The following is a 24,131-nucleotide window of genomic DNA, read 5'->3' as shown; positions in this document are numbered from 1 at the left end:
CGCAACGGAGCCTGCCGACATGCACGATGACCGCACCCTCGTCGAGTCCCGCCTCAAGCGCGTCCTGGAGGAGCGGATCCTCCCGGCCGTCTACCCCGAGTCCGTCCCGCTGGAGGTCGGCATCTGGACCGCCCCCGGCGAGCCCGTCCCGGTCGCCGAGGGCCTGGCCGCACCGCGCTCCCCGATCGCGGTCGGCGACGCCTGGGGCGCACCCTGGGGCACCAGTTGGCTGACCGTGTCCGGCACCGTGCCCGAGGCCTGGGCCGGCCGCACGGTCGAGGCGCTGATCGACCTCGGCTTCGACGCCAACATGCCGGGCTTCCAGTGCGAGGGCCTGGTCTACCGGCCGGACGGCAGCCCGGTGAAGGGCCTCAACCCGCGCAACCAGTGGGTGCGGATCGCCGCCCCGGCGGCCGGCGGCGAGCCGGTGCTGCTGCACGTCGAGGCCGCGGCCAACCCGGTCATCCTGGACTACCACCCCTTCCTGCCCACCGAGTTGGGCGACAAGGAGACGGCCGGCGACCAGCCGCAGTACAAGCTCGCCCGGATGGACCTCGCGGTCTTCGACGACACGGTCTGGCAGTTGTCGCTGGACCTCGAGGTGCTCGGCGAGCTGATGGCCGAGCTGCCGGTGGACGGCGCCCGCCGCTGGGACATCCTGCGCGCGGTCGAACGCTGCCTGGACGCGATCGACCTCCAGGACGTCAACGGCACGGCGGCCGCGGCCCGTGCGGAGCTCACCGCGGTCCTGGCCGCGCCCGCCGCACCGTCCGCGCACCGGATCAGCGCGATCGGCCACGCCCACATCGACTCCGCCTGGCTCTGGCCGCTGCGCGAGACGGTGCGCAAGGTGGCCCGCACCACCGCCAACATGACCGCCCTGCTGGAGGACGAGCCGGAGTTCCGCTACACCATGTCCCAGGCGCAGCAGTACGCCTGGATCAAGGAGCACCGCCCGGAGGTGTACGCACGGGTGCGCAAGGCGGTAGCCTCGGGCCGGTTCGTCCCGTCCGGCGGGATGTGGGTGGAGTCCGACACCAACATGCCGAGCTCGGAGGCGATGGCCCGCCAGTTCGTGCACGGCAAGCGGTTCTTCCTGGAGGAGTTCGGGATCGAGAACCACGAGGCCTGGCTGCCGGACACCTTCGGCTTCACCGGCGGCCTGCCGCAGATCATCCGCAACGCCGGCTCCAAGTGGCTGCTGACCCAGAAGATCTCCTGGAGCCAGGTCAACAAGTTCCCGCACCACACCTTCCTCTGGGAGGGCATCGACGGGACCAGGATCTTCACCCACTTCCCGCCCGTGGACACCTACAACTGCTCCATGAAGGGCAGCGAGATCGCCCACGCGGCACGGAACTTCAAGGACAAGGGGGTCGCCCGGCACTCGCTCGCCCCGACCGGCTGGGGCGACGGCGGCGGCGGCACGACCCGCGAGATGGTCGGCAAGGCCGCCCGCCTGCGCGACCTGGAGGGCGCGGCCACCGTCCACTGGGAGGACCCGGCCGAGTTCTTCGCCAAGGCCGAGGCCGAGTACCCCGACCCGCCGGTCTGGGTCGGCGAGCTCTACCTGGAGCTGCACCGGGCCACCCTGACCAGCCAGGCGCGCACCAAGCAGGGCAACCGGCGCAGCGAGAACCTGCTGCGCGAGGCCGAACTCTGGTGCGCCACCGCTTCGTTGCGCACCGGAGCGGCCTACCCGTACGAGCAGCTGGACCGGATCTGGAAGACGGTGCTGCTGCACCAGTTCCACGACATCCTGCCCGGCTCCTCGATCGCCTGGGTGCACCGCGAGGCCGAGGCCACCTACGCGGCGGTGGCCGGGGAGTTGAACGGGCTGATCGACGCGGCCCAGCAGGCGCTGGCCGGATCGGCCGACGGCGGACGGGAGTTGGTGTTCAACTCGGCGCCGCACAGCCGCTCGGCCGTCCCGGCCGGCGGCGCGGCCGTCGGCCGTGCGGACGCCCCCGGCTGCACCGTCACCCCGCTGGACGGGGGCGGGTTCACCCTGGCCAACGGCCTGCTGGCGGTGGTGGTCGACGCCGACGGCCTGATCGCCTCGGCGGTCGAGCTCGCCAGTGGCCGGGAGACCGTCGCCCCAGGCAGCCGGGCCAACCTGCTCCAGCTGCACCCCGACTTCCCCAACATGTGGGACGCCTGGGACGTGGACCGGTTCTACCGCAACACCGTCACCGACCTGACCGGTGTGGACTCGCTCACCGCGACCGCCGACGACGGCGCGGCCACGGTGCGGATCGCCCGCTCCTTCGGCTCGTCCACCGTCGTCCAGACCCTCACCCTGCGCGCGGGCGAGCAGCGCCTGGACATCGACACCGAGGTCGACTGGCACGAGACCGAGAAGTTCCTCAAGGCCGCCTTCCCGCTGGACGTCCACACCGAGCGCTACGCCGCCGAGACCCAGTTCGGCCACCTGTACCGGCCGACCCACACCAACACCAGCTGGGACGCGGCCAAGTTCGAGGCCTGCAACCACCGCTTCGTGCACCTGGAGGAGCCCGGCTGGGGCGTCGCCCTGGTGACCGCCTCCACCTACGGCCACGACGTCACCCGCACGGTGCGCCCGACCGACGGCGGCACCACCACCACGGTCCGCTTCTCGCTGCTGCGCGCCCCGCGCTTCCCCGACCCGCGGACCGACCAGGGCCTGCACCGCTTCCGGCACGCCCTCGTCCCGGGCGCCGCGATCGGCGACGCGGTCCGCGAGGGCTACCGGATCGGCCTGCCCGAGCGCCGGGTCACCGGCAGCGCCGAGCGCGTCGCGCCGCTGGTCGAGGTGGACCACGACGCCCTGGTGGTCAGCGCCGTCAAGCTCGCCGACGACCGCAGCGGCGACCTGGTCGTCCGGGTCTACGAGGCGGGCGGCGGGCGCGCCCGGGGCCGGCTCACCACCTCCTTCCCGCTGGCCGGTGCCGTCCCCTGCGACCTGCTGGAGCGGCCCTGGGACGGCACCCGCGGCGAGGTGACGGTCGAGGACGGCGCGGTGCACCTGGCGCTGCGGCCGTTCGAACTGGTCACCCTGCGGCTCAGCACCGCCCGCTGACCGACCGCCACCCGGTCCGGCCGCCGCGCCGGCCGACCGACCACGGCCCGCCGACCGGCGCGTACCGTGAGGGCGCCCCGGCCCACCCGGCCGGGGCGCCCACCGACCCTCCCTGGAGCCCGCCATGCCGCTCGCCCCGCTGTACGCCGCCGTCGACGTCGGCGGCACCAAGATCGCCGGGGCGCTGGTGGACGACGCCGGACGGCTGCGGCACCGGCTCCAGCTGCCCACCCCCGCCACCGCGCCCGGCCCGGCGGTGCTCGCCGTCGTCCACCAGGTGCTGGAGCAACTGGCCGACACCCCCGACTGGGCCGCCGTGACGGCCGTCGGCATCGGCAGCGCCGGCCCGGTCGACCTGGCCGGCGGCACCGTCAGCCCGGTCAACATCCCCGGCTGGCGTGGCTTCCCGCTGGTCGCCGAGGTCGCCGCGCACCCGGCGGTGGCGGCCCGCGGGCTGCCCGTCCGGCTCGCCGGGGACGGCGTCGCGATGGCCGCCGCCGAGCACTGGCAGGGCGCGGCCCGGGGCGCCGCCAACGCGCTCTGCCTGGTGGTGTCCACCGGCGTCGGCGCCGGACTGGTGCTGGACGGCGCCGTCCGGCCCGGTCCCAGCGGCAACGCCGGGCACCTCGGCCACATCACCGTCGACCTGGACGGCGAACCCTGCCCGTGCGGCTCCCGGGGCTGCCTGGAAGGCCTGGCCAGCGGCACCGCGATCGCCCGCCGGGCCCTCGCCGACGGCTGGCGCCCGCCCGGCGGGGACCGCACCGCCCGCGCCGTGGCCGCCTCCGCCGCCGCGGGCGACCCGGTCGCCCTGGCCGCCTTCGACCGCTCCGCCCGGGCACTGGCCGCCGGCATCGCCGCCACGGCCACCCTGGTCGACCTGCACCGGGTGGTGGTCGGCGGCGGCGTCGCCACCGCCGGGGAGGTGCTGTTCACCCCGCTCGCCCACCACCTGGACCGCTACGCCGCCCTCGGCTACGTCCGCGGCCTGGACGTGCGCCGCGCCGAACTCGGCACCGACGCCGGCCTGATCGGCGCGGCCGCACTCTGCCGCTGACCGCCCCCGCCCACCCCGGAGACCCCAGGCATGCCGCCCTACGCCCTGCTCGACAACCCGGTCCGCCGCTACCCCTGGGGCTCCCCCACCGCCCTCCCCGCCCTCACCGGCACCGCCCCGGACGGCGGCCCGCAGGCCGAACTGTGGCTCGGCGCCCACCCCTCGGCACCGTCCCGGATCGACGGCCGTCCGCTCGACGCGCTGATCGCCGCCGCCCCGGACGCCCTGCTCGGCCCGGCCACCGTACGGCGGTTCGGCCCGGCCCTGCCGTTCCTGTTCAAGGTGCTGGCCGCCGACCGGGCGCTCTCCCTCCAGGTCCACCCGACCCGCGCCCAGGCCGAGGCCGGGTACGCCGACGAGGAGGCCCGGGGCATCCCGCTCGACGCCCCCGAGCGGGTGTTCAAGGACCGCTCGCACAAGCCCGAACTGCTCGTCGCGCTGGGTGACTTCGAGGCCCTCTGCGGCTTCCGCCCGGCGGCGGCCACCGCCCGGCTGCTGGACGCCCTCGGCGTCCTCTCCCCCTGGGCCGCCGCCCTGCGCGAGCGGCCCGCCGCCGCGGTGCTGCCCGTACTGCTCCGGGACGCGCTGGACTCCGACCGGGCCCGGACCGCCGCCGTCGCCGCGGCCCTGCGCCACACCGCGGCCGGCGGCGGCCGGTACGCCGGGGCGTGCGCCGGCTACGCCCGGATCGCCGAGGAGTACCCCGGCGATCCCGGGCTGTCGGCCGCGCTGCTGCTGAACCGGGTCCGGCTCACCGCGGGACAGGGGCTGTACCTGGACGCCGGGGTGCCGCACGCCTATCTCCGGGGCACCGGCGTCGAGTTGATGGCCAACTCGGACAACGTGCTGCGCTGCGGGCTCACCGGCAAGCACGTCGACGTGCCCGGGCTGCTCGCCGTGACGACCTTCCGCACTGCCGAACCGACCGTCCTGACGGCCCGCCCGGTGAACACCCTCGAAGACGAATTCGCCACCCCTGCCGAGGAGTTCCGCCTCTCCCGGCTCCGCCCGACGGCCACCCCCGGCCGGGTGGAGCTGGCCACCCCGCAGATCCTGCTCTGTGTCGCGGGCCGGGCCCGGCTGGCGGCACCCGGCCACCCCGCCCTCGACCTGCCCCGGGGCGCCTCCGCCTATCTGCGCCCGGGCGCCGGACCGGTCGAACTGACCGGTCCGGGCGCGGACCTGTTCCGGGCCACCACGGGCGGGTGACGGTCGGCTCGGGCGGGCAGCGGGAGCCTCACAGGCGGGGGCCTCGGGCTTCGGGAGGCTCGGGCGGGCAGCGGGAGGCTCAGGCGGGCAGCGGGTGGCCGAAGAGCAGGTCGTAGCCGTCCGGCAGCTGCTCGACCACCCGGTCGAGCAGTTCCCCGGGCACCAGGTCGGCCACGGTGCTGAGCACCGCCCCGATGTCCCACTGGGCGGTCGCCGGCGTCGCCCCGTCGATCCAGCCGACCACGGCCGTCACGAAGCGCTCCGCGGTCAGCGGCTCGGCGGCCGGCCGGGCGTCCCGGAACAGCGAGGCATACGTCCCCGGCAGTGCGTCGGCGAGCTCCGTCCGCTCCGCGCCCACCAGGTGCTCGCCCAGCAGGCCGAGCACGACCCGCACGGCGTGGTCCGCCTCCGCCGCGTCGCGGTACTCGCCGCGTTCCACGACGCGGGCGAGGAAGTCCTCCCAGGAGATGGTCATCGCGTCCTCCTTCCGGTCGGCGGGATCCGGCCGGGTCGACGGCCGGCGATCCGGTCGGACCGGGCGGCCGGGTGGGCCGGGGGTCCGCCTGCACCGGGGCCCGAGGGCCGCCCCGTCGCGGTCCGTGACCGCCGGGGGACGTACCGGTTCCCGTGCTGCTCAGCGTACTGCGGTCGGACCGGGGCGGTACCCGCCGATCGGGGCGGGGCCGGGTCCCGAACGGAACCTTGACGCCGGCGGCCGGGCGACGCGGGGCGGGCCGGAAGCAGAGCCGGGAACAAGGCAGAGCCGGGAACAGAGCCGGGAGCCGGGCCGGGACCGGACGGACGGATCGACGCCGTTGTCGATCACGCCGCCGGCCCGCGCCGTCACCGGCACGGGAGCACGCGGATCAGCCCGCCGAGGCGCGGCACCGCCTGCGCTGACCGAACGGCGAACCCACCCCGGCCGCGGCCCGGGCCGTCATCCGCTGGGCGGCCGAAGCCGCCGGGGACTGCGCCGCGACCGCCCGGGCGTCGCCACGCGCCGTGTCCGTCGCCGCGGTCGCGGCCGTGCCCGGCCTCCCGACCGGGGAGCCCGCCGAGACCACCGACATAAACGCCGACAGAAAGCGGCGCTCGTTCTGGCTGAGTTTGCGCGAACGGCCGGATTCCCGATCCCGGGCGACCACCACGGTCCGGGCCCGCATAAAAGTGAGCGGTTCCCGGCAGACATTCACCTCGACCTGGGCGGAACTCCGCCCGAGTCGTTCCACGGTCAACCGCACCGACAAAGGCTCGGGGCGGTGGTGCAACTGCTCCAGGTAATCGATCTCGTGCCGGGCGATAATGAATCCGGACGGGAAGAGCGATTGCCGTACGGCGGTCGCGTGGTGGCACAGGAGGTCGTAAATCCCCTCCTGGATGTAGCCGACCAGCCGGGCGTTGTTGATGTGCCCGTTCTCGTCGACGTCGCTCCACCGGGTGGGGCAGGACAGCACGTGCGCGGCCGGGTACAGCGCGCTCACTGCTGCGTCAGCCCGGCACCGGTGGGGAGCAGCGCCCGCTGCAGCCTGGCGTAGTAGCCGGACTGCTCGGCCGCCATCCGGGCCGCCGTCCAGCCCTCCTCGGCGGCCTCGGCGGCCGCCTGGACGACCAGGCTGTCGAGCACCAGGTCGACCGACCGGCAGAGTTCGGCGACCGCCGCGAGCCGCTCGGTGACGTCCGCGGCACCGGCCGCATTCCTGGACGGAAAAGCCGCCAAGGAGTCGACCGCGAGCTGCAGATCGTCGACGGCGTCCGACCGGCTTTCCTCCGGGGAATTCTGCATTCTTTTCTCCAGGAGCGATGAGGGCCCGTGACGGCCCGGTAACTGACGTTCGAATACACCTGATCGGTGTCGATCCCCCGACGGCTTCGACGCTATCCCAGTCGGCGCGGGTCCGCAGAAGGTTTTCGGACGGTGACGGGAAACTGACTTCCATTGGAGTAGTTTGCCGGGGTACACAATATGCCCCATCAGCCGAACGCCGTCGGCAGAACGGGTGGTATCGCCGACCCGCCGACCAAGATCGACTACCCTCCGTCACGAATCTGCTACCGCTGCCCCACCACCGCTCCTGGTTCGGTGGGTGCCGCGTGCTCCCGCGCCGCGTCCGGGCCGGTCAGTGCCGCCCGGAGACCACGTCCGCCACCCGGGCGATCGGCGAGGTGGTGGCCCGGCCGGCCGCCTCCTGCCGGTCGGCGGCGTGGTACGCGGCGTACATCGCCTGCACCCCGAGCCAGCGCAGCGGCTCCGGCTCCCAGCGCCGCACCGTGTGCCCCACCCAGGGCAGCCCGGTCAGCTCGGTCTCCCGCCCGAGCACCAGGTCGGCCAGGGTGCGCCCGGCCAGGTTGGCCGTGGTCACCCCGCTGCCGACGTACCCGCCCGCCCAGCCGAGCCCGCTCGGCCGGTCCAGCTCGACCGTCGCGCACCAGTCCCGGGGCACGCCCAGCACCCCCGCCCAGGCGTGGTCGATCCGGGCCCGGGCGGCGGCCGGGAAGAACGCGTCCAGGATCCGGCGCAGTTGGCGCACCGTCTCGACCTGGGTGCTGCCGTCCGAGTCGGTCCGGGAGCCGAAGCGGTACGGCACGCCCCGCCCGCCGAGCGCGATCCGGTCGTCGGCGGTGCGCTGGGCGTACATGTAGGCGTGCGCGAAGTCCCCCAGCACCTCGCGGCCCTGCCAGCCGGCCTCGGCCCAGAACTCCGCCGGCAGCGGCTCGGTGGCGACCATCGCGGAGTTCATCGGCAGCCAGGTGCGCCGCTCCCCGCGCAGCCCGGCGGTGAACCCCTCGGTGGCGCGCAGCACGTGGTCGGCGGTCACGGTGCCGTACGGGGTGACGGCGCGCGGACGGCGCTCGCGGGTGCCGGGCAGCACGGCCTCCACCGGGGTGTCCTCCCACACCTCGACCCCCAGGCCCCGCACCACCTGCGCCAACCCCCGGACCAGCTTGGCCGGTTGGATCCGCGCACCGTACGGCGACCAGGCGCCGCCGAGTGCCCCGGCGACACCGATCCGCGCTGCCGCCTCCGGCCCGGTGAGCTCCTCCACCCGGCCGTCCCCGTAGCCGCGCTCGGCCTCCAGGTAGGCCTTCAGCCGCTCCAACTGCGGCCTGCTCCGGGCGACTTCGAGCACCCCGCCGCGGACGATGTCGGCGTCGATCCGCTCCGCGGCCGCCGTCCGGACGACCTCCCCGACCGATTCGTCCATCACCCGCTGCATCGCCTCGGCGCTCCGCCGCCCGTAGCGCCGCGCGAAGGCGCCGCGCCCCGCGAACCCGTTGTACAGCCAGCCGCCGTTGCGCCCGGAGGCGCCGTACCCGCAGAACCGGCGCTCCAGCAGGGCGATCCGCAGCGACGGGTCCGCCTTCTTCAGGTAGTAGGCCGTCCACAGGCCGGTGTACCCGCCGCCGACGACGCACACGTCCACATCGGCGTCCCCCGCCAGCGCGGGCCCGGGCCGCGGCACCCCGCCCGCCGCGTACCAGAACGACACCTCACCGTTGACCGCTGCCACCGGAACCTCCCAGACCGTCGCTGACCTGCCCGGACGCTACTGGGGAGGGATCACCGCGGTACACCCCCACACTGCCAGGATCCCGGCGCGCGACCAGCCACCCTGTCAGCCGTCCAGCAGGTCCAGCGCCCGGGTCCAGTCGAACGGCCCGCCGTCGTCCTCCGCGATCCGCACCCCCATGGCGCGCAGCCGCGCGAGGCTCGCCCGGTAGGCGGGGTGACGGGCCAGGGCCTCGTTCACCCGGGGCTGGACGGCCGTCGGCGTGCCCCGCCCGTACGCCTCGCAGAGGATCGCCACCGCGAGCGTGTCCGCGAAGCCGGCCGCCCACTTGTTGATCGTGTTGAAGGTGGCCGGCGCCACCACGACGGCGTCGGCGTCCGGCAGCGGGCGGTCGTCCCCCGGCTTCCGCCAGGCGGACCGGATCGGGTACCCGGTCAGGGCCCGGACCGCCGCCTGGTCGATGAACCCGGTGGCGAGCGGGGTGGCCACCACCCCCACGTCCCACCCCCGCCCCTGCGCGGCGGAGATCAACTCGCCCACCCCGTCCGCCACTCCGGCCGCACAGACCACCACGTAGAGCATCGGCATCCGCAGCACTCCCCTCCTGTCGGGCCCCGCCGGACCGGCTACCGCAGGTCCGCGGCCGCCGCGCGGAGTTCGTCGAACGCGGCGAGGGCGTGCTCCGCCAGCTCGCCGGGGTCCTCGTCGCGGGCCGGGTCCACCCACCGGGCGTACCCGAGTCTGAAGGCGAGCACCCCGAGTTCGGCCGCGACCCGGGCGGCGGGTTCGGCGACCCCCCTCGACCCGAGCGCGTCCACGATGGCCGCGGCCAGCCCGGCGCTCTTCATCGCCTCGCGGCTGCGCAGTTCCTCGTTCGCCTCGACCGCCGAGCGCAGCAGCGGGCCGACCGAGCGGTTGAAGGCCGTCATCCCGCCCGAGGCGCGCTCCAGCCCGGACGCGACGGCGGTCAGCGGCGTGGCCCCGGCGGGGGCGGCCTCGATGCCCTCGACCAGCAGCCGGCAGAGGGCGTTCTGACCTGCGGTGAGGATCTCCCGCTTGTCCGCGAAGTGGCGGAAGAAGGTGCTGCGGGTGAGCTGTGCGCGCTCGGCGATCTGGGCGACGGTCGTCTCGTCGTAGCCCTGCTCCGCGAACAGGCCGAGCGCCGCCACGACCAGGCGTTGTCGGGCGTCGGGCTTCCATCTCGGCATGTCGCCATCCTAACGTGACGGGACAGGTGTCGCATCACCGGGTACAGTGATGGGACACCAGTCGCATCACAACCTGGAGTTCGTCATGCGCGTCTTCGTCACCGGCGGTACGGGCCTGATCGGCTCGGCCGTCGTCGCCGAACTGATCTCCGTCGGCCACACCGTCACCGCCCTCGCCCGGTCCGACGCCTCCGCGGCCAAGGCCGCGGCCGCCGGGGCCGGGGTGCTCCGCGGCGGGCTCGCCGACCTCGCGGTGCTGCGCACCGGCGCCGAACAGGCGGACGGCGTCATCCACCTCGCCTTCAGCAACGACTTCAGCTCGCTCGAGGCGCTGACCCACGGCATCGCGGAGGAGGGCGCCGCGCTCGCGGCCCTGGGCGACGCCCTGGTCGGCACCGGCCGGCCGCTGGTCACCGCGTCGGGCACCCCGCACGTCCCGGGGCGGGCCGCCACCGAGGACGACCCGCTGCCGACCGAAGGCCCCGTCGCCGGACGCGGCCGGTCCGTGACCCGGGTGCTCGGACTCGCCGCGCAGGGCGTGCGCAGCTCGGCGGTCCGCCTGCCGCGCACCGTCCACAACGAGGGCCAGGGCGGATTCGCCGGACTGCTCACCGCCGTCGCACGCCGCACCGGCGTGGCCGGCTACCCCGGGGACGGCGCCCAGCGCTGGCCGGCCGTGCACGCACGGGACGCCGCCGTGCTGTTCCGGCTCGCCCTGGAGCACGCCCCGGCCGGAACCGCCTGGCACGCCGTCGCCGACGAGGGCGACCCGGTGCGCGACATCGTCACGGTGATCGGCCGGCGCCTGGGCCTCCCGGTCGCGTCGGTGCCGCCGGAGGACTTCGGCGCCATCGGCTCGATCTTCGCGGCCGACCAGCCGGCCTCCAGCGCCCGCACCCGTGCCGAGCTCGGCTGGCGGCCGACCCACCCGAGCCTGCTCGCGGACCTGGAGGAACTCCAGCCCACCCAGGCCTGACCGCAGGCCTGACCGCAGACCCGGCGCCGCCCCGGGGTCAGCCGCCGATCCGCACCGGCGTCACCACCGAGGCCGGCGAGCAGCGCGCGGACGTCCGGCAGACGGTCAGCGGCCGGGGGTTGGGGCCGTCGAGGACCTGGACGGCCCACAGGACCGGGTAGCGGCCCCCGCAGATCCCGCAGCTCGGCGCAGGCGGCGGGGCGAAGCCCTCGGGCGGCGGGCCGAAACCGGCGGCGGCTGCGGGGGCGGGGGCGGCGGGCAGCGGCGGGTCGACCGGCCTCGGTGGGACGACCGGCGGCGGAGGCGCCGCCGGGCGCGGCGGTGCGGACAACACCACCGGCGCAGGCACCACCGGTGCGGGCACCGCCGGGGGCACCCCCGGCGGCGGGGGCACCACCGGCGGCGGCCCGACCGCCGCGGTCGGAGCCGGCTCGGCGCCCCAGACCGGGAGTTCCGCGACCAGCCCCGCGAAGTCGTACCCGCACTCCCCGCAGGAGAGCAGTGCCCCCTCCGCGCGCAGGTCCCCGCAGTCGGGGCAGAACGTCACCGGCTGCTCGTCGGCCGAGGTGCTCTCGCAGCGCGAGCAGATGAAGTCCGGGTCGCTCCGGCCCTGTTGGAGGAAGGCCCCGAGGATCTGGAACGGGTGGAGCTCGCCGTCCTTGCTGTGGACCGCGCGCACCACCGAGGAGATCGTCTTCAGCCGTCGCTTCCGCTCCCGCAGCCGCTGGAGGTCCAGGTTGACGACCTTGGTCTGCCGACAGTCCCGGCAGGTGCACAGGGTCCGCACCGGCAGCCGGGAGCGGAGCGCGAACTGGCGGTGGAGGAACTCGAAGGCCGGGCGCCGCTCCTCCCCGACCGGCACCTCCACCAGGCCCGGGCCGGCGGCCGCGAGCCGCCCCTCCACCTCGGCCGCGAACCGCGCGACCTCGGCGCCGAGTCGCTCCGGCACGCCGTCCGGTCGGCGGCCCATCATCACCGGGATCGCCAGCAGTCCCGCGACGGCGGACCGGTCCAGCACGACCACGCCCTCCCGGGAGCGGAAGAGCACGCCCTCGACCCCGCTCCACTCGGCGGGCCCGGCGGCCCGGGAGCCGCCGGAGAGCCGCTCGTCGACCAGGGCCGCCATCCCGCCGACCACCCGCTCACCGGCCCGGTGGTGCCGGTCCAGCGTCTCCGCCCGGGGCGCCCGGGTCCACCAGCGGGGCTGCGGGAAGCCGGCCGCGGCGGCGGGGTCGAGGCCGGTCAGCGCCCGGTCGAGGGCGAACAACGTGCCCTGGTACGCCGACACGTACGGCGACTGCACGCCCAGCGCGACCACCGAGACGGCCCGGTCGGTCAGGTGCACCGCCACACCGGTGTGCCGGCCGTCGGGGTCGGCGGCGAACCGCAGGTGCACCGCGAGCGGGACTTCGTCGGGCAGCAGCATCGCGGAGCGGACGGCCGAACCGCGCCGGGCCTCCACCACGGTGGCCTGCTCGGCCGTGACCCGGAAGCCGAGCGCGCGCAGCGCGTCCACGGCCGCGATCCGGACGCGTCCGGCGTCGGCCCGGACCCGGCGCTCGGCGTCGAGGGTGATCGAGGCCATGACTCCTCCGTGGTGGGGGACGGACGGGACGGCAGCACGGGACGGACGGCACGCCCCGGGACGGTCCGGGAGTCTAACCGCCTCCGGCGGACCGCGTATGAGCGGCCGTCAGATCGCCGCCGCCACCCCCAGCAGCTCCGCCACCGCGTCCGCGCACCCCCAGCTCAGCGTCACTCCGGCCCCGCCGTGCCCGTAGTTGTGGACGATCCGCAGCCCGTCGCCGCCCTCCTCCGCCGCCAGCCGCACCCCGCCCCGGCGCTCCGGGCGCAGCCCGACCGGGCGGCCGACGATCTCGGCCCCGCGCAGTTCGGGGACGTGCGCCGCGCACCGGGCGAGGATCGCCCCGGCCGTCGCCCGGTCGCCGCCGAGGTCCCACACGTCCTCCTCGAAGGTGCCGCCGAGCACGACGTCCGTGCTGCGCGGGTGGACGTAGGTGTAGCCGGCCGGTTCGTCCTGGATCCGCAGCGAGGCACGCAGTCCGGGGTTGCGGACCAGGACGAGCTGTCCGCGCACCGGCCGCAGCGCCTCGTCCCCGCACAGCTGCCGGGCACCGAGACCGGCGGCGTTGACCGCCACGGGTGCCCAGGCCCGGGCCTGGCCGAGGGTGTCCAGCCGCCGGTGGACGACCTCGCCCCCGGCGTCCAGGAACCGGCCCCGCAGCCACGGCAGGTAGCGCGGCATCTCGACCGTCGGGGCGGTGAACCGCCAGCCGTCCGCGTAGGCCGGGGCGAGTTCGGCCGGCTCCAGCCGGCGCAGGTCCGGGACTCCGGCGCCCCACCAGGGCACCCCCTCGGGCTGCCGCCGCAGCGCGGGCATCCAGGTGTCGCGCAGCACGACGCCGGGCACGCCGGCCCGGGCCTGCCGGGCCAGTTCGGCGTAGCCCGCCGCGGACCAGGCGGCGACCCGTTCGTCGGCCTCCACACCGACCGGGTACCAGACGGCGGCCGCGACGGCCGAGACCGTGGACAGCAGTCCGTCCGCCGTCACCACCACGACGCGCAGGCCCCGTTCCTGCAACCGCACGGCGGTGGTGAGCCCGATGATCCCGCTGCCGATCACGACGACGTCCATGCCGATGCCTCCTCGCGGCCCGCCGCGGCCGGGCCGGCGCGGTGGTCGGGTTCCAGGAAAGCGGGACGGCCCGGCGGGCGTCCAAGACCAGTTCCGTCGCCCGGCGATAAGGCCCCCTTATCGCCGCTGGAAACCGGCCTCCCGACCACCGCCGCCACCCGCACGGCGGCCCTATCATCGGCCGGTGGACCTTCACCGCATGCGCTACTTCTCCGTCCTGGCCGAGGAGTTGAACTTCACCCGGGCCGCCCGTCGGCTGCGGGTGGCGCAGCCGGCGTTGAGCCAGCAGATCAAGGCGCTGGAGCGGCAGCTCGGCGTGCAGCTGGTCGAACGCACCAGCCGGGGCTGCACCCTGACCCCGATCGGCGGCGCGGTCGCCGAGGAGGCCCGGGCCCTGCTGCGCCTGGTGGCCGAGGCGGACCGGCGGATCACGGCGGTGGCCCGGGGGCAGCAGGGCAGCCTGCGGGTGGCGTACACCCGCTCGGCCCGGGGCGGGGTCTCGGACACCCTGATGACCGAGTTCCGCGCCCGCTACCCGCGGGTGGACGTCGCCCTGCAGACCGGCTGGACCTCCCACAACGTGGGTGAGTTGCTGGCCGGACGGCTGGACGCCGCCTTCGTCCGCCCGCCGCTCGACGTCCCCGAGCTGGCCTGCCGGGTGATCGCCGAGGAGGAGCTGCTGCTGGCGGTGCCGAGCGGTCACCCGCTGGCCCGCGGCCGCGGCCGGCTCGGCCCGGAGGGCTTCCGCGACGAGCCGGTGGTGCTGTGGCCGCGCGAGAACGGCCCCGGGATGCACGCCTCGATCACCGGGCAGCTGTGGCCCGACCGCCCGCCCCGGATCGTCCGGGAGGAGCCCGACGACGAGCAACTGCTGCTGGCGGTGGCGGCGGGCCACGGCATCGCGCCGATCCCGGAGGGCCGGGCGCGGGTCTTCCGGATCCCCGGGGTGAGCCTGCGCCGGCTGGCGCGCCCGGTGCCGACGGTCACCCTGGGGCTGGCCCATCGTCCGCGGACGGCCTCCCCGGCCGTCCAACTCCTGCTCGCGATGGCCCCGTTGCCACCCGGCACCGTCACGGCGGCGGACTCCGACTGAACGCGCCGGGCCCGCCCCCGTACGGACACGGGGGGCGGGCCCGACGGCGGCCGGCGGGTCAGCCGATGGTCGAGCCGGTGACCGGCGCGGACAGCTCGACGGACTTGCCGTTCGCCCCGGTCTTGACGAACTGCCAGGTGAGGCCGTTGATCACGCCCTTGTCGAGCGGGGCGAGCTTGGCGAAGGCCGGCTGGCTGAGGTCGAGGTGGGTGGAGTCGCAGGACGGACACTGGTCCTTCACCGGGACGGTGATGGTCTTGCCCTGGTACGTCACCTTGACCGAGATGCCCTTGCACAGCGGGTCGTTGTTCGGGTTGGCGGAGGTCCACCAGGTGTGCGAGACGGCCACCAGCATCTGGTTGGAGGCGTTGATCTGGGTCCCGCAGGCGCCGTAGCCGGCGTCGTTGTAGTAGGTGGCCTTGCCGGTCACCGGCTTGTTGAGCGGTATCGCGGCGCTGGCGGAGCCTGCCGTGAGCGCGACGAGGGCGGCGGCGGCGAGCGGGGCGCCCGCGAGGATCCTGAGGTTCTTGCCGATGGCACGCATGGTTCGTTCCCTCCGGTTCGACGGTCCCGGGTTGGGTCATGGGCATGACAGGCCGAAGGCCGCGGGCCCGGAAGTCGCCGTCACCACAACGTGGTTCGGCAGGTCCGACCCGATGCCCACCCGGTCAGGGGAACGTATGCGCTCCTCCTCGGGATGGTCCAGACCTCCACGGTGTTGTCATGAACACAAGTCAAGGATCTTTACCAATGCGGCCGAAGGGGCGAAGATACGTGTCCGCACGGACGCCCCCGGTGTTGACAGGCCGTCACCCCCGCCTGCCCCGGAGGCCCGCCCCATGCGCACCGCCCTCGCCGCCCTGCTCCTCGGCGCCGTCCTGACCCCGGCCCTCGCCGCCCCCGCCTCCGCGGCCGCCACCGCGGCGCCGCGCGAGGTGAACCAGGGCTACAGCATCCCGGTCGGCGGCGTCACCGACCTCGGCGCCCTGCCCGTCCTCGGCAGCCTCGGGCTGGACTTCGCCCACCTGCTCGGCCAGTGACCACCACGTCCGCCGCGTCCACCGCGCCCGTCCCGGAGCAGAACGACTGAACCGTCCTCCCCCACCCCTCCGCCCCGGTCGGCCGAGCTTCGCGAAGCCGGCGGACCGGGCTCCTCCCCCGGGTTAGGCTCGACCGGCGCGGCGCACCGCCCGCGCGGCCGACCGAGGGGGAACGCGTGATCGGGGACCTGCTGCCGGACGTCGTGGTGACCGAAGTCGCCTACGACGACCCGCCCGAGGCACGGCTGGAGCCCGCCGAGGAGGCCGTGGTCGCCCAGGCCGTGGACAAGCGCCGCCGCGAGTTCACCACTGTCCGGCACTGCGCCCGCGCCGCGCTGGCCCGCCTCGGCGTCCCGTACCGCCCGATCGTGCCGGGCCTGCGCGGCGCACCGAGTTGGCCCGAGGGCGTGATCGGCAGCCTCACCCACTGTGAAGGCTTCCGCGCGGCCGCCGTGGCCCGGGCCGGCACCCTGGCCTCGGTCGGCATCGACGCCGAACCCGCGCTGCCGCTCCCGGACGGCGTACTGGAGGCCGTGACCCTGCCGGTCGAGCGGCAGCGGCTGGCGAAGCTCGCCGCCGAGCACCCGGGCATCCCGTGGGAACCGATCCTGTTCAGCGCCAAGGAGTCGGTCTACAAGGCCTGGTTCCCGCTGACCCGGCTCTGGCTGGACTTCCACGAGGCCGAGCTGGACCTCGCCCCGGACGGCACCTTCTCGGCCCGACTGCTGGTCCCCGGCCCGGTGGTGGGCGGCCGCCGGCTGGACGGCTTCGAGGGCCGCTGGGCGGTGCGCGGCGGGCTGCTCGCCACCGCGATCGCCGTCGCGCCGTGACCGCCCCACCCGTGGCGGTGACCGCCCCCCGCCCGTAACCGTCGATCACCCTCCCGTCACCGCGCGGAGGCCCGCGGTTCGCCGCCCGGGCATATCCTCGACCGCGTGACGGTGACCTATGTGATCGACGGCGAGAAGATCGGCAACCTGGAGGACTTCTGGGACGTGGCCGGGCGGGCGCTCGGCGCCGACGGCTACTTCGGCCGCAACCTGGACGCCTTCGCCGACTGCCTGGGCGGCGGCTACGGCACCCCCGACGACGGCGACTACGTCATCGAGTGGCGCCACCACGAGGCCTCCCGCCGCAGCCTCGGCTACCCGGAGACGGTCCGCCAGCTGGAGCGCCGCGCGGCCCGCGCCCATCCCACCAACCGCGCCCAGGTCACCGCCGAACTGGCCGCCGCCCGGGCGGGCCGGGGCCCGACGGTCTTCGACTGGCTGGTCGACATCATCGAGCAGCAGCACCCGGGCGGCCTCCGCCTGCTCTAGGCCCGGCCCGCCCGACAAGATCGGCCTGACGGTCGGCCCCCTGCCAGCGGTACACCGCCACCCCTGCCCCCCGGGCGACCAGCCGGTAGCCGCCGCCGTCGACCAGCCGGGCCAGGAACCGGCGCTGGTCCTCCTGCGGCACCGGGAAGCCGTCCAGCCCGTCCTGCACCGCCAGCCAGTCCGCCACCGGCCCGCCCCAGCCGCCGGGGACCTGCTGGCCATCCGGTGGGTCCAGGTACGGGAACAGCGACACCGTGCAGCGCCCGGTCAGCTGCGGCGCCAGGTGGTTTCCGGCGGCCACCCTGGCGCCGTCCGGGACGACCGCCAGCACCTCGCGCACCCGCGCCGCCCGCCCGTCCCCCCGCCAGGCCTGCGCCGAGAGCAGGCCCGCCACCGGACCGCCCGCGGTCAGCGCCACCGTGACCGCGAGCATCCCCGCCGCCACCGCCGCCCCCGGCCCCCTCCCCAGACCCCGCCCCGGCCCCGGCCCCCGACTCGCGCGCGACCGCCCCAGCAGCAGCGCCGCCCCGTGCAGACCCGCCGTGAACACCAGCACCGCCGGCACCGCGTCGTAGTGCTGCCCGCTCCGCCAGTACACCGGGTTGTCCACCCAGAACCGGGCCGCCAGCAGCACGGCGGGCAGCAGCACCAGCGGCGAGCGCAGGGCCAGCAGCAGCGTCGGGGCCAGCAGCACCAGCACGGTCCGCGCCTTGACCGCCGGCAGCAGCAGCCGGGCCAGCGGGTTCGCGCCGTGGTACTCCCCCATGTGCGCGTACGAGTACGCACCGCCCGGGTTGAGCGCCGGGATCACCACCAGGGTGACCAGCAGCCCGACCGCCGCCGCCACCAGCACGGTGACCGCCCCCAGCCGGCGCCTCCCCCGCCACCACACGAAGGCGCCGAGCGCCGCCACCAGCAGCCCCTGGTCCTCCTTGACCAGCAGCAGCGGCAGCGCCCACGCCACCGCCGGGCCGTACCGCCCGCGGGCCAGCGCCACCGCCGCGGCCGCGGCGAGCGGCACCGCGAAGGCCACCTCGTGGAAGTCGAACTCCACCGCGCTCTGCAGCCCCGCCGACAGCCCGTACGCGATCCCGGCGACCGCCCCGCCCGCCGTGCCCAGCACCCGCACCGCGTACCCCGTCACCGGCACCGCGGACAGGGCGATCAGCACCGCCTGCGCCACCAGCAGCGTCCCGGGGCCCGGCCAGAGGCGGTAGAACGGCGCCAGCACCGCCAGGACCGGGCTGAAGTGGTCGCCCAGCAGGTTGAAGTCCGTCCCCTTCAGCGCGACCACCGGCGCTTCGAGCCGGGAGTAGCCGCGCACCGCCTCCTCGAAGATGCCCAGGTCGAACCCCGCGCTCTCCAGCCGGGCGTGCCGGGTGAGCGAGACGGCCGCGTACAGCGGGGCGAACAGGGCAGCCACCGACCACGGCAGCACACGTCGGAGATCCATGCCCCGGACGCTAGGAATTCCCTGCTGAAGGGAGACTGAGGAAAGCTGAGGAAAACTTCAGCCCGGATATCCCGGGCAAGCCGGTCAACGACATTGCGGGAAATCGGAATCCGCCTAGGGTTGGTCGTCATGCGGCTACTGATCGTCGAGGACGAGGAACGGCTCGCCCACTCCCTCAGGCAGGGGCTGGCGGCCGAGGGGTACGCGGTCGACCTGGCCGCCGACAGTGTCCGGGGGCTCGAACTCGCCCTCACCGAACCGTATTCGGTGATCGTGCTCGATCTGATGCTGCCCGGGCTCAACGGCTTCAAGGTCTGCCGCGAACTGCGCGCCGCCGGGAATTCCGTGCCGATTCTGATGCTCACCGCGAAGAGCGGCGAGTACGACGAGGCGGAGGCACTGGACTGCGGTGCCGACGACTTCCTCGGCAAACCGTTCTCCTACGTCGTCCTGACCGCCCGGCTTCGCGCCCTGCTGCGCCGCGGCGCCGCCGCCCGTCCGCCGGTGCTCGCCGTCGGAGCGCTGCGGATCGACCCGGCGGCCCGCCGCTGCTCGGCCGCCGACCGGCAGGTCCGGCTCACCACCAAGGAGTTCGCCGTACTGGAGTGCCTGGCCCGCCGGCCCGGCGAGGTGATCCCCAAGGGCGGCATCCTGGACACGGTCTGGGACGCCGCCTTCCGCGGCGACGTGAACATCGTCGAGGTCTACGTCGCCGCCCTGCGGCGGAAGTTGGACGTGCCCGGCATCGGCTGCCGGATCGAGACGGTGCGCGGCGCCGGGTACCGGCTGGTGCCCGATGCGGTCTGACCGCCTCCGTCCGCTGCTGCGCCCCTGGCACCGCTGCTCGGTCCGCGTGCGGGCCGCCCTCGGCGCGGCCCTCGCCTCCGCGGTGGCCTTCTCGGTCGCCGCCCTCTGGGTCGGCGGCGAGGTCCACGACCAGTGGACGGCGGTCGCCGAGGACCAGGCCCGGAACAGCGCCCGGCTCGTCGCCGACGACGTCCCCACCGGCACCCAGGTCTGGGACGCGACCCTGAAGGAATCGTTCCTGCTGGTGCTGGCCGACGGCCGGCCGGTCTTCCCGCTCGCCCCCGACAGCCAGGGCGACATCACCGTCTACCCCGACGCCGGAAGGCTCGGGATCAACACCCTGCTGGGCGAGTACGCGGGCCGGCCCGCCGAGCCCTTCACCGACCTCCCGCCCTACCCCCAGGACGTCTCCCCCGGGCGCACCGAGCGGGTCCGGGTCACCCTGCCCCGGCACACCCGGCTGTGGCACTGGCCGGGGAACGGCCCCTCCCTCACCGGCCGGGACGTCACCCTGGTCAAACGGGCCACCGACCGGGCCGGCTCCGAGGCCCTGCGCCGGTACACCGGCATCGCGGGCCTGCCGGACCAGCGCGTCACCGTCTACCTGCTGGTCGACCCGACCCCCGCCGACCAGGCCGAGGACCGGGTCGCCGCCGTCCTCACCCGCTACGTGCTGCCGGGCGCCGCCGCGTTCACCGCCCTGACCGCCTGGCTGGTCACCGGGCTGGCGCTGCGGCCGGTGGAGTCGATCCGCCGGGGCATGGCCCGGATCGGCGCGGGCGCCTTCCACGAGCGGGTCCCGGTGCCGCCCTCGCGGGACGCCATCGCCCGGCTGGCTGAGACCACCAACACCACCCTCGGCCGGCTGGAACACGCGATCGACGAACAGCGCCGGCTGGTCTCGGACGCCTCGCACGAGCTGCGCAGCCCGCTCGCCGCGCTGCGCAGCTCGCTGGAGGTCCCGTTGGCCCACCCCGCGGGCGTGGACTGGCCGGGGGTGGTGCGCGACGCGCTGGCCGACACCGAGCGGCTGCAGCGGCTCACCGACGACCTGCTGCTGCTCGCCGCCGTCGAGGAGCCCGACGGTCCGCCCGGCGGCGGACGGGCCGAGCCGGTCGAACCGGTGGACCTCGCCGACCTGGTCGGCGAACAGGTCGCCGAGCGCGCCCACCTGTCGGCCGGCCGACCGGCTTTCCTCGCCGTCTCGCTGGAGACCGCGCCGGTGCCGGGCGCCGAGCTGCGACTGGGCCGACTGGTGCGCAACCTGCTCGACAACGCCGCCCGGCACGCGCGGACCGCCGTCGCGGTCTCGGTGACCGTCGAGGACGGGTGCGCCGTGCTGACCGTCACGGACGACGGCCCGGGCATCCCGCCGGAGGACCGGGAGCGGGTCTTCGACCGGTTCGTCCGGCTGGACGACGCCCGCTCCCGCGACACCGGCGGCACCGGCCTGGGCCTGGCCCTGGTCCGCGCGATCGCCCGCGGCGTCGGCGGAACCATCGCCTTCACCGACCCGCCGTCATCCGGCCCGGGGGCCCGCGCGGTGGTCCGCCTCCCGCTCGCCCCCGAGCCCGGATCCGCCCGGCCCGGGCCCGACATGCGCGAACCCGCCCCACACGAACCCGCCCCGCCCGGGCCCGACCGGCGCGAACCCGACGTGCGCGAACCCGCCCCGCCCGGGCCCGACGGGCGCGAACCCGACGTGCGCGAACCCGCCCGAGCGCAGGCCTAGACCACCGGGGCGGACCGGTGCACGCCCCGGCCCGGTCCGACCGCCCGGCGGCTCACAGCACGTCGGACAGCCGGACGAACCGCCGCCCCGCCGCCAGCAGCCCCGGCAGCGCCGCCACCACCCCCCGGGCGGTGCCGCGGCCGGGCTGGTTCATGTGCCCGATCACGATCGCCCCCGGCGGCGCGGACGCCACCTCCTGCCGCACCTCGGCGGCCGGGAGGGTGGCCCCGCCGTCCGCGTTCACGGTGAACCCGGCGATCCGTTCGCCCAGGTCGGCGACCACCCGGGTGGCGACGTCGTCGTAGTACGCGGTGCCGGAGCGGAAGAACCGCGGCGGGTGGCCGAGCAGGTCGGTCAGCTTGTGGGCGTTGCCCGCCACCTCGTCGTACACCTCGCCGACGCCGCCCGTACCGGCGATCCCCTCGGCCGAACGGCCGGTCACCGAGAGCGGGCGGTGGACGGTGCCGTGGTTGCCGATCTCGAACAGCGGGTCGGCGGCGAGCTGCTCGAAGGTGCCCGGGTTGGCGTCGATCCAGCGGGCGTTCAGGAACAGCGTGGCCGGGACCTCGTGGGCGCGCAGGAAGTCGATCAGGTCAGCGTCGTAGCGGCTCCCGCCCGGGCCCCCGCAGGCGTCGAAGGTGAGGGCCGTGGCCTGCTCGCCCGCCGGCAGCCCGGTCACCACCCCGGGGAGGTCCAGGCCCCACTCGGTCGGCACCAGGGCCGCGTAGCGCTGGACCAGCTCGGCCCGGCCCGGCTCCCGGGCCACCGCGGGCGCGGCGGACGGACCGGCGGACGGCGCCCCCGAGGCCGCAACGGACGTCGCCGACGCCCCGGCCGAAGGAGTGGCCGACGCCCCGGCCGACGCCCCGGCCGACGGCGTGGCCGACGGCGCCCCGGTCGCCGTGGCGGAGGCCGTCCCCGCGGCGGAGACTGTCGGCGAGCCGGCCGCGCCGCCCCCCTCCGCGCCCCGCCCCCGCCCGCAGCCCGCCAGCGCACCCCCGGCCACCACCGCCGTCAGCAGCGTTCGCCGACTCAGCGTCACATCAGCCTCCCGACCGGCTCATCGCCACTTGTCGTATCAACCGACCACATGACTATGAACCGGCCAATCGTCACTCCCCGCAACTCGCCCGGTACGCCCGCCCGGCCCCGCCGCAGCCCCCCCCCCCCCCCGCCCGGCGCCCTTTCACCGACCCGCCCCGCCCCGGTGGGCCCCGCCTCACCCCGGGTTCACCCCCCGGGGTAGACGAACCCGCGGACCCACCCATCCCAGCCCGGAGGCCCCGATGCCCGCCGACCCCACCCCGCCCCCGCACCCCGCGGAGCAACCCCACCCCGCCCGTCGCGACCTGCTCCGCACCGGCCTCGCCACCGGCGCCGCCACCGCCCTCGGCCTGGCCGCCACCACCGGCGCCGCCGCGGCCGCCCCGGACCAGGCCCCGCAGCAGGCCCCGAACGGCACCGAGCGCACCCTCACCCTCACCGGCCACCTCCCCACCGGCGCCCCCGACTTCGTCTACCTCCCGGTCGAAGTACCGGACGGCGTCCGCGAGATAGCCGTCTCCTACGGCTACGACAAGCCCCAGGTCCCGGCCGGCACCCCCGGCAACTCCTGCGACATCGGCATCTTCGACGAGCGCGGCACCGACCTCGGCGGGGACGGCTTCCGCGGCTGGTCCGGCGGCTTCCGCACCGAGTTCGCCCTCGCCCGCGACACCGCCACCCCCGGCTACCTCCCCGGCCCGATCAACCCGGGCACCTGGCACGTCGTCCTGGGCCCCTACCAGGTCGCCCCGCAGGGCCTGGACTACCGCGTCCAGGTCACCCTGCGGTTCGGCGAACCCGGGCCGGAGTTCGTCCCGCACTACCCGTCGGAACGGGCCCGCGGCCGCGGCCGGGCCTGGTACCGGGGCGACTGCCACCTGCACACCGTGCACTCCGACGGACGCCGCCTGCCCGAGGAGGTGGCGGCCGGGGCCCGCGCGGCCGGCCTGGACTTCATCGTCTCCACCGACCACAACACCAGCTCCTCGCACGCCGTCTGGGGCCCGCTGGCCGGCCCCGACCTGCTGATCGTCCCGGGCGAGGAGATCACCACCCGCAACGGCCACTGGCTGGCCCTCGGGCTGGAGCCGGGCGAGTTCGTCGACTGGCGCTACCGCTCGCGCGACGAGGAGTACCCGCGCTTCGTCCGCCAGGTCCACCGCGCCGGCGGCCTGGTGGTGCCCGCCCACCCGTACTGCCCGTACATCGCCTGCCAGTGGAAGTTCGGGTACGAGCAGGCCGACGCCGTCGAGGTGTGGAACGGCCCCTGGACGTACGACGACGAGTCGGCCGTCGACACCTGGGACTCCGAGCTCGCCGTGGCCCTGCGGAACGGCCGCTCCTGGCGCCCCGCGATGGGCAACAGCGACGCCCACAGCGCCCCGCAGGTGATCGGCCTCCCGCACAACGTCGTCCTCGCCGAGGACCTCACCCGGGACGCCGTCCTGGACGGGCTGCGCGCCGGGCGCAGCTGGCTGGCCGAGTCCTCCGCCGTCCGGCTCGACCTCACCGTCACCGGGCACGGCCGCCAGGCGGGCATCGGCGAGGAGCTGACCGTCCCGGCCGACGCCCCGCTGGACGTCCGGGTGGTCGTCTCCGGCGTGCCCGGCGGCACCGTCCGGCTGCTCACCGACGAGGGGCAGCTGCACCAGGAGTCGCTGCCCGCCGACGGCTCCGGCACGGTGGTCTGGCGCACCACCGCCTCGCTCGCCGCGTACGTCCGCGCCGAGGTGCGCCACCCGAGGGCGGACGGCACTCCGGGCAAGGGCAACACGATGGGCGGGGACCTCCCCTGGGGCCCGATGGCGGCGCTCACCAACCCGGTCGTGCTGCGCGCCGAGGAGCGCTGAGGCCGCCCGGCGACCCGCCCACGGGCTGGGAGGGGGACGACTCGGGGCACCCGTTTGGACTAGGTTGATCCCCGAAACGCATCAGTCGTAGGGACGAGGCGGTCGGCTGTCCGTATC

General features: G+C 75.7%; 22 protein-coding genes. 11 read left to right on the top strand and 11 right to left on the bottom strand.

Annotated elements, in window-relative coordinates:
• The first annotated feature begins 19 nt into the window (after window positions 1-19).
• The 3 genes from AB0O91_RS34155 (at window position 20) to manA (ending at window position 5,327) form a co-directional block, all read left to right on the top strand.
• Window positions 20-3,061 (top strand): glycoside hydrolase family 38 C-terminal domain-containing protein, encoded by a 3,042-nt coding sequence (locus AB0O91_RS34155; RefSeq protein ID WP_363441583.1) that lies wholly within the window; start codon window positions 20-22, stop codon window positions 3,059-3,061.
• A 124-nt stretch (window positions 3,062-3,185) separates the two neighbouring features.
• The gene (locus AB0O91_RS34150; RefSeq protein ID WP_363441581.1) at window positions 3,186-4,118 is read left to right on the top strand and encodes an ROK family protein; all 933 of its coding nucleotides are present in this window, start codon (window positions 3,186-3,188) and stop codon (window positions 4,116-4,118) included.
• A 30-nt stretch (window positions 4,119-4,148) separates the two neighbouring features.
• Window positions 4,149-5,327, top strand: a complete 1,179-nt coding sequence (gene manA, locus AB0O91_RS34145; protein ID WP_363441579.1) for a mannose-6-phosphate isomerase, class I — start codon at window positions 4,149-4,151, stop codon at window positions 5,325-5,327.
• Window positions 5,328-5,406: 79 nt separating this feature from the next.
• Here the strand turns inward: manA and AB0O91_RS34140 are convergent, their stop codons facing one another.
• From AB0O91_RS34140 to AB0O91_RS34115, 6 genes are all read right to left on the bottom strand, one after another.
• Complete coding sequence (locus AB0O91_RS34140) at window positions 5,407-5,802, bottom strand: DUF2267 domain-containing protein (RefSeq protein WP_363441577.1); 396 nt, start codon at window positions 5,800-5,802, stop codon at window positions 5,407-5,409.
• Between the two features lie 391 nt (window positions 5,803-6,193).
• Entirely contained in the window at window positions 6,194-6,808 is a 615-nt protein-coding gene (locus AB0O91_RS34135; RefSeq protein ID WP_363441575.1) for a thioesterase family protein, read from the bottom strand.
• Window positions 6,805-7,110 (bottom strand): hypothetical protein, encoded by a 306-nt coding sequence (locus AB0O91_RS34130; RefSeq protein WP_363441573.1) that lies wholly within the window; start codon window positions 7,108-7,110, stop codon window positions 6,805-6,807. The genes AB0O91_RS34135 and AB0O91_RS34130 overlap by 4 nt, the downstream gene beginning before the upstream one ends.
• 334 nt (window positions 7,111-7,444) lie before the next feature.
• The gene (locus tag AB0O91_RS34125) at window positions 7,445-8,836 is read right to left on the bottom strand and encodes an FAD-binding oxidoreductase (RefSeq protein WP_363441571.1); all 1,392 of its coding nucleotides are present in this window, start codon (window positions 8,834-8,836) and stop codon (window positions 7,445-7,447) included.
• A 105-nt stretch (window positions 8,837-8,941) separates the two neighbouring features.
• Complete coding sequence (locus AB0O91_RS34120; protein ID WP_363441569.1) at window positions 8,942-9,424, bottom strand: flavoprotein; 483 nt, start codon at window positions 9,422-9,424, stop codon at window positions 8,942-8,944.
• Between the two features lie 38 nt (window positions 9,425-9,462).
• The gene (locus tag AB0O91_RS34115; RefSeq protein WP_363441567.1) at window positions 9,463-10,044 is read right to left on the bottom strand and encodes a helix-turn-helix domain-containing protein; all 582 of its coding nucleotides are present in this window, start codon (window positions 10,042-10,044) and stop codon (window positions 9,463-9,465) included.
• An 85-nt stretch (window positions 10,045-10,129) separates the two neighbouring features.
• Here AB0O91_RS34115 and AB0O91_RS34110 point away from each other — a divergent pair, with 85 nt between their 5' ends.
• The gene (locus AB0O91_RS34110) at window positions 10,130-11,020 is read left to right on the top strand and encodes an SDR family oxidoreductase (protein WP_363441618.1); all 891 of its coding nucleotides are present in this window, start codon (window positions 10,130-10,132) and stop codon (window positions 11,018-11,020) included.
• Window positions 11,021-11,057: 37 nt separating this feature from the next.
• Here the strand turns inward: AB0O91_RS34110 and AB0O91_RS34105 are convergent, their stop codons facing one another.
• Both AB0O91_RS34105 and AB0O91_RS34100 read right to left on the bottom strand, forming a co-directional pair.
• Window positions 11,058-12,605: a hypothetical protein gene (locus AB0O91_RS34105; RefSeq protein ID WP_363441565.1), complete on the bottom strand. Its 1,548-nt coding sequence runs from the start codon at window positions 12,603-12,605 to the stop codon at window positions 11,058-11,060.
• Window positions 12,606-12,713: 108 nt separating this feature from the next.
• On the bottom strand, window positions 12,714-13,676 hold the full coding sequence (locus tag AB0O91_RS34100; RefSeq protein WP_363441563.1) for an FAD-dependent oxidoreductase: 963 nt from the start codon (window positions 13,674-13,676) through the stop codon (window positions 12,714-12,716).
• A 184-nt stretch (window positions 13,677-13,860) separates the two neighbouring features.
• Here AB0O91_RS34100 and AB0O91_RS34095 point away from each other — a divergent pair, with 184 nt between their 5' ends.
• The gene (locus AB0O91_RS34095) at window positions 13,861-14,769 is read left to right on the top strand and encodes a LysR substrate-binding domain-containing protein (protein WP_363441561.1); all 909 of its coding nucleotides are present in this window, start codon (window positions 13,861-13,863) and stop codon (window positions 14,767-14,769) included.
• A gap of 58 nt (window positions 14,770-14,827) precedes the next feature.
• Here AB0O91_RS34095 and AB0O91_RS34090 read toward each other — a convergent pair whose 3' ends face one another.
• On the bottom strand, window positions 14,828-15,313 hold the full coding sequence (locus tag AB0O91_RS34090; RefSeq protein WP_363441559.1) for a cysteine/serine endopeptidase inhibitor: 486 nt from the start codon (window positions 15,311-15,313) through the stop codon (window positions 14,828-14,830).
• A 295-nt stretch (window positions 15,314-15,608) separates the two neighbouring features.
• Here AB0O91_RS34090 and AB0O91_RS34085 point away from each other — a divergent pair, with 295 nt between their 5' ends.
• From AB0O91_RS34085 to AB0O91_RS34075, 3 genes are all read left to right on the top strand, one after another.
• Window positions 15,609-15,809 carry a hypothetical protein gene (locus AB0O91_RS34085; protein ID WP_363441557.1) on the top strand — a complete coding sequence of 67 codons (201 nt, stop codon included), beginning with the start codon at window positions 15,609-15,611 and terminating at the stop codon, window positions 15,807-15,809.
• A gap of 176 nt (window positions 15,810-15,985) precedes the next feature.
• On the top strand, window positions 15,986-16,639 hold the full coding sequence (locus AB0O91_RS34080) for a 4'-phosphopantetheinyl transferase superfamily protein (RefSeq protein ID WP_363441555.1): 654 nt from the start codon (window positions 15,986-15,988) through the stop codon (window positions 16,637-16,639).
• Between the two features lie 105 nt (window positions 16,640-16,744).
• Window positions 16,745-17,128 (top strand): barstar family protein, encoded by a 384-nt coding sequence (locus AB0O91_RS34075; protein ID WP_363441554.1) that lies wholly within the window; start codon window positions 16,745-16,747, stop codon window positions 17,126-17,128.
• On the opposite strand, the gene AB0O91_RS34070 is transcribed toward AB0O91_RS34075, so the two are convergent.
• Complete coding sequence (locus tag AB0O91_RS34070) at window positions 17,088-18,581, bottom strand: DUF2079 domain-containing protein (protein ID WP_363441552.1); 1,494 nt, start codon at window positions 18,579-18,581, stop codon at window positions 17,088-17,090. The two genes, AB0O91_RS34075 and AB0O91_RS34070, sit on opposite strands and share 41 nt — an antisense overlap.
• A 129-nt stretch (window positions 18,582-18,710) precedes the next feature.
• On the opposite strand from AB0O91_RS34070, the gene AB0O91_RS34065 reads away from it, so the two are divergent.
• Together AB0O91_RS34065 and AB0O91_RS34060 are read left to right on the top strand one after the other, a co-directional pair.
• Window positions 18,711-19,388, top strand: coding sequence for a response regulator transcription factor (locus AB0O91_RS34065; protein ID WP_363441551.1), 678 nt, complete (start codon window positions 18,711-18,713; stop codon window positions 19,386-19,388).
• On the top strand, window positions 19,378-21,120 hold the full coding sequence (locus tag AB0O91_RS34060) for a HAMP domain-containing sensor histidine kinase (RefSeq protein WP_363441549.1): 1,743 nt from the start codon (window positions 19,378-19,380) through the stop codon (window positions 21,118-21,120). Before AB0O91_RS34065 ends, AB0O91_RS34060 begins: the two co-directional genes overlap by 11 nt.
• A gap of 52 nt (window positions 21,121-21,172) precedes the next feature.
• On the opposite strand, the gene AB0O91_RS34055 is transcribed toward AB0O91_RS34060, so the two are convergent.
• Window positions 21,173-22,162 carry a polysaccharide deacetylase family protein gene (locus AB0O91_RS34055; RefSeq protein WP_363441547.1) on the bottom strand — a complete coding sequence of 330 codons (990 nt, stop codon included), beginning with the start codon at window positions 22,160-22,162 and terminating at the stop codon, window positions 21,173-21,175.
• Between the two features lie 244 nt (window positions 22,163-22,406).
• On the opposite strand from AB0O91_RS34055, the gene AB0O91_RS34050 reads away from it, so the two are divergent.
• A complete protein-coding gene (locus AB0O91_RS34050) occupies window positions 22,407-24,014 on the top strand; it encodes a CehA/McbA family metallohydrolase (protein WP_363441546.1) in 1,608 nt (535 codons plus the stop codon).
• The last annotated feature ends 117 nt before the right edge of the window (window positions 24,015-24,131 follow it).

It is taken from the genome of Kitasatospora sp. NPDC089797 (genome assembly GCF_040684795.1).
GTDB lineage: Bacteria > Actinomycetota > Actinomycetes > Streptomycetales > Streptomycetaceae > Kitasatospora.
This window is presented reverse-complemented; position numbering and strand designations above follow the sequence as displayed.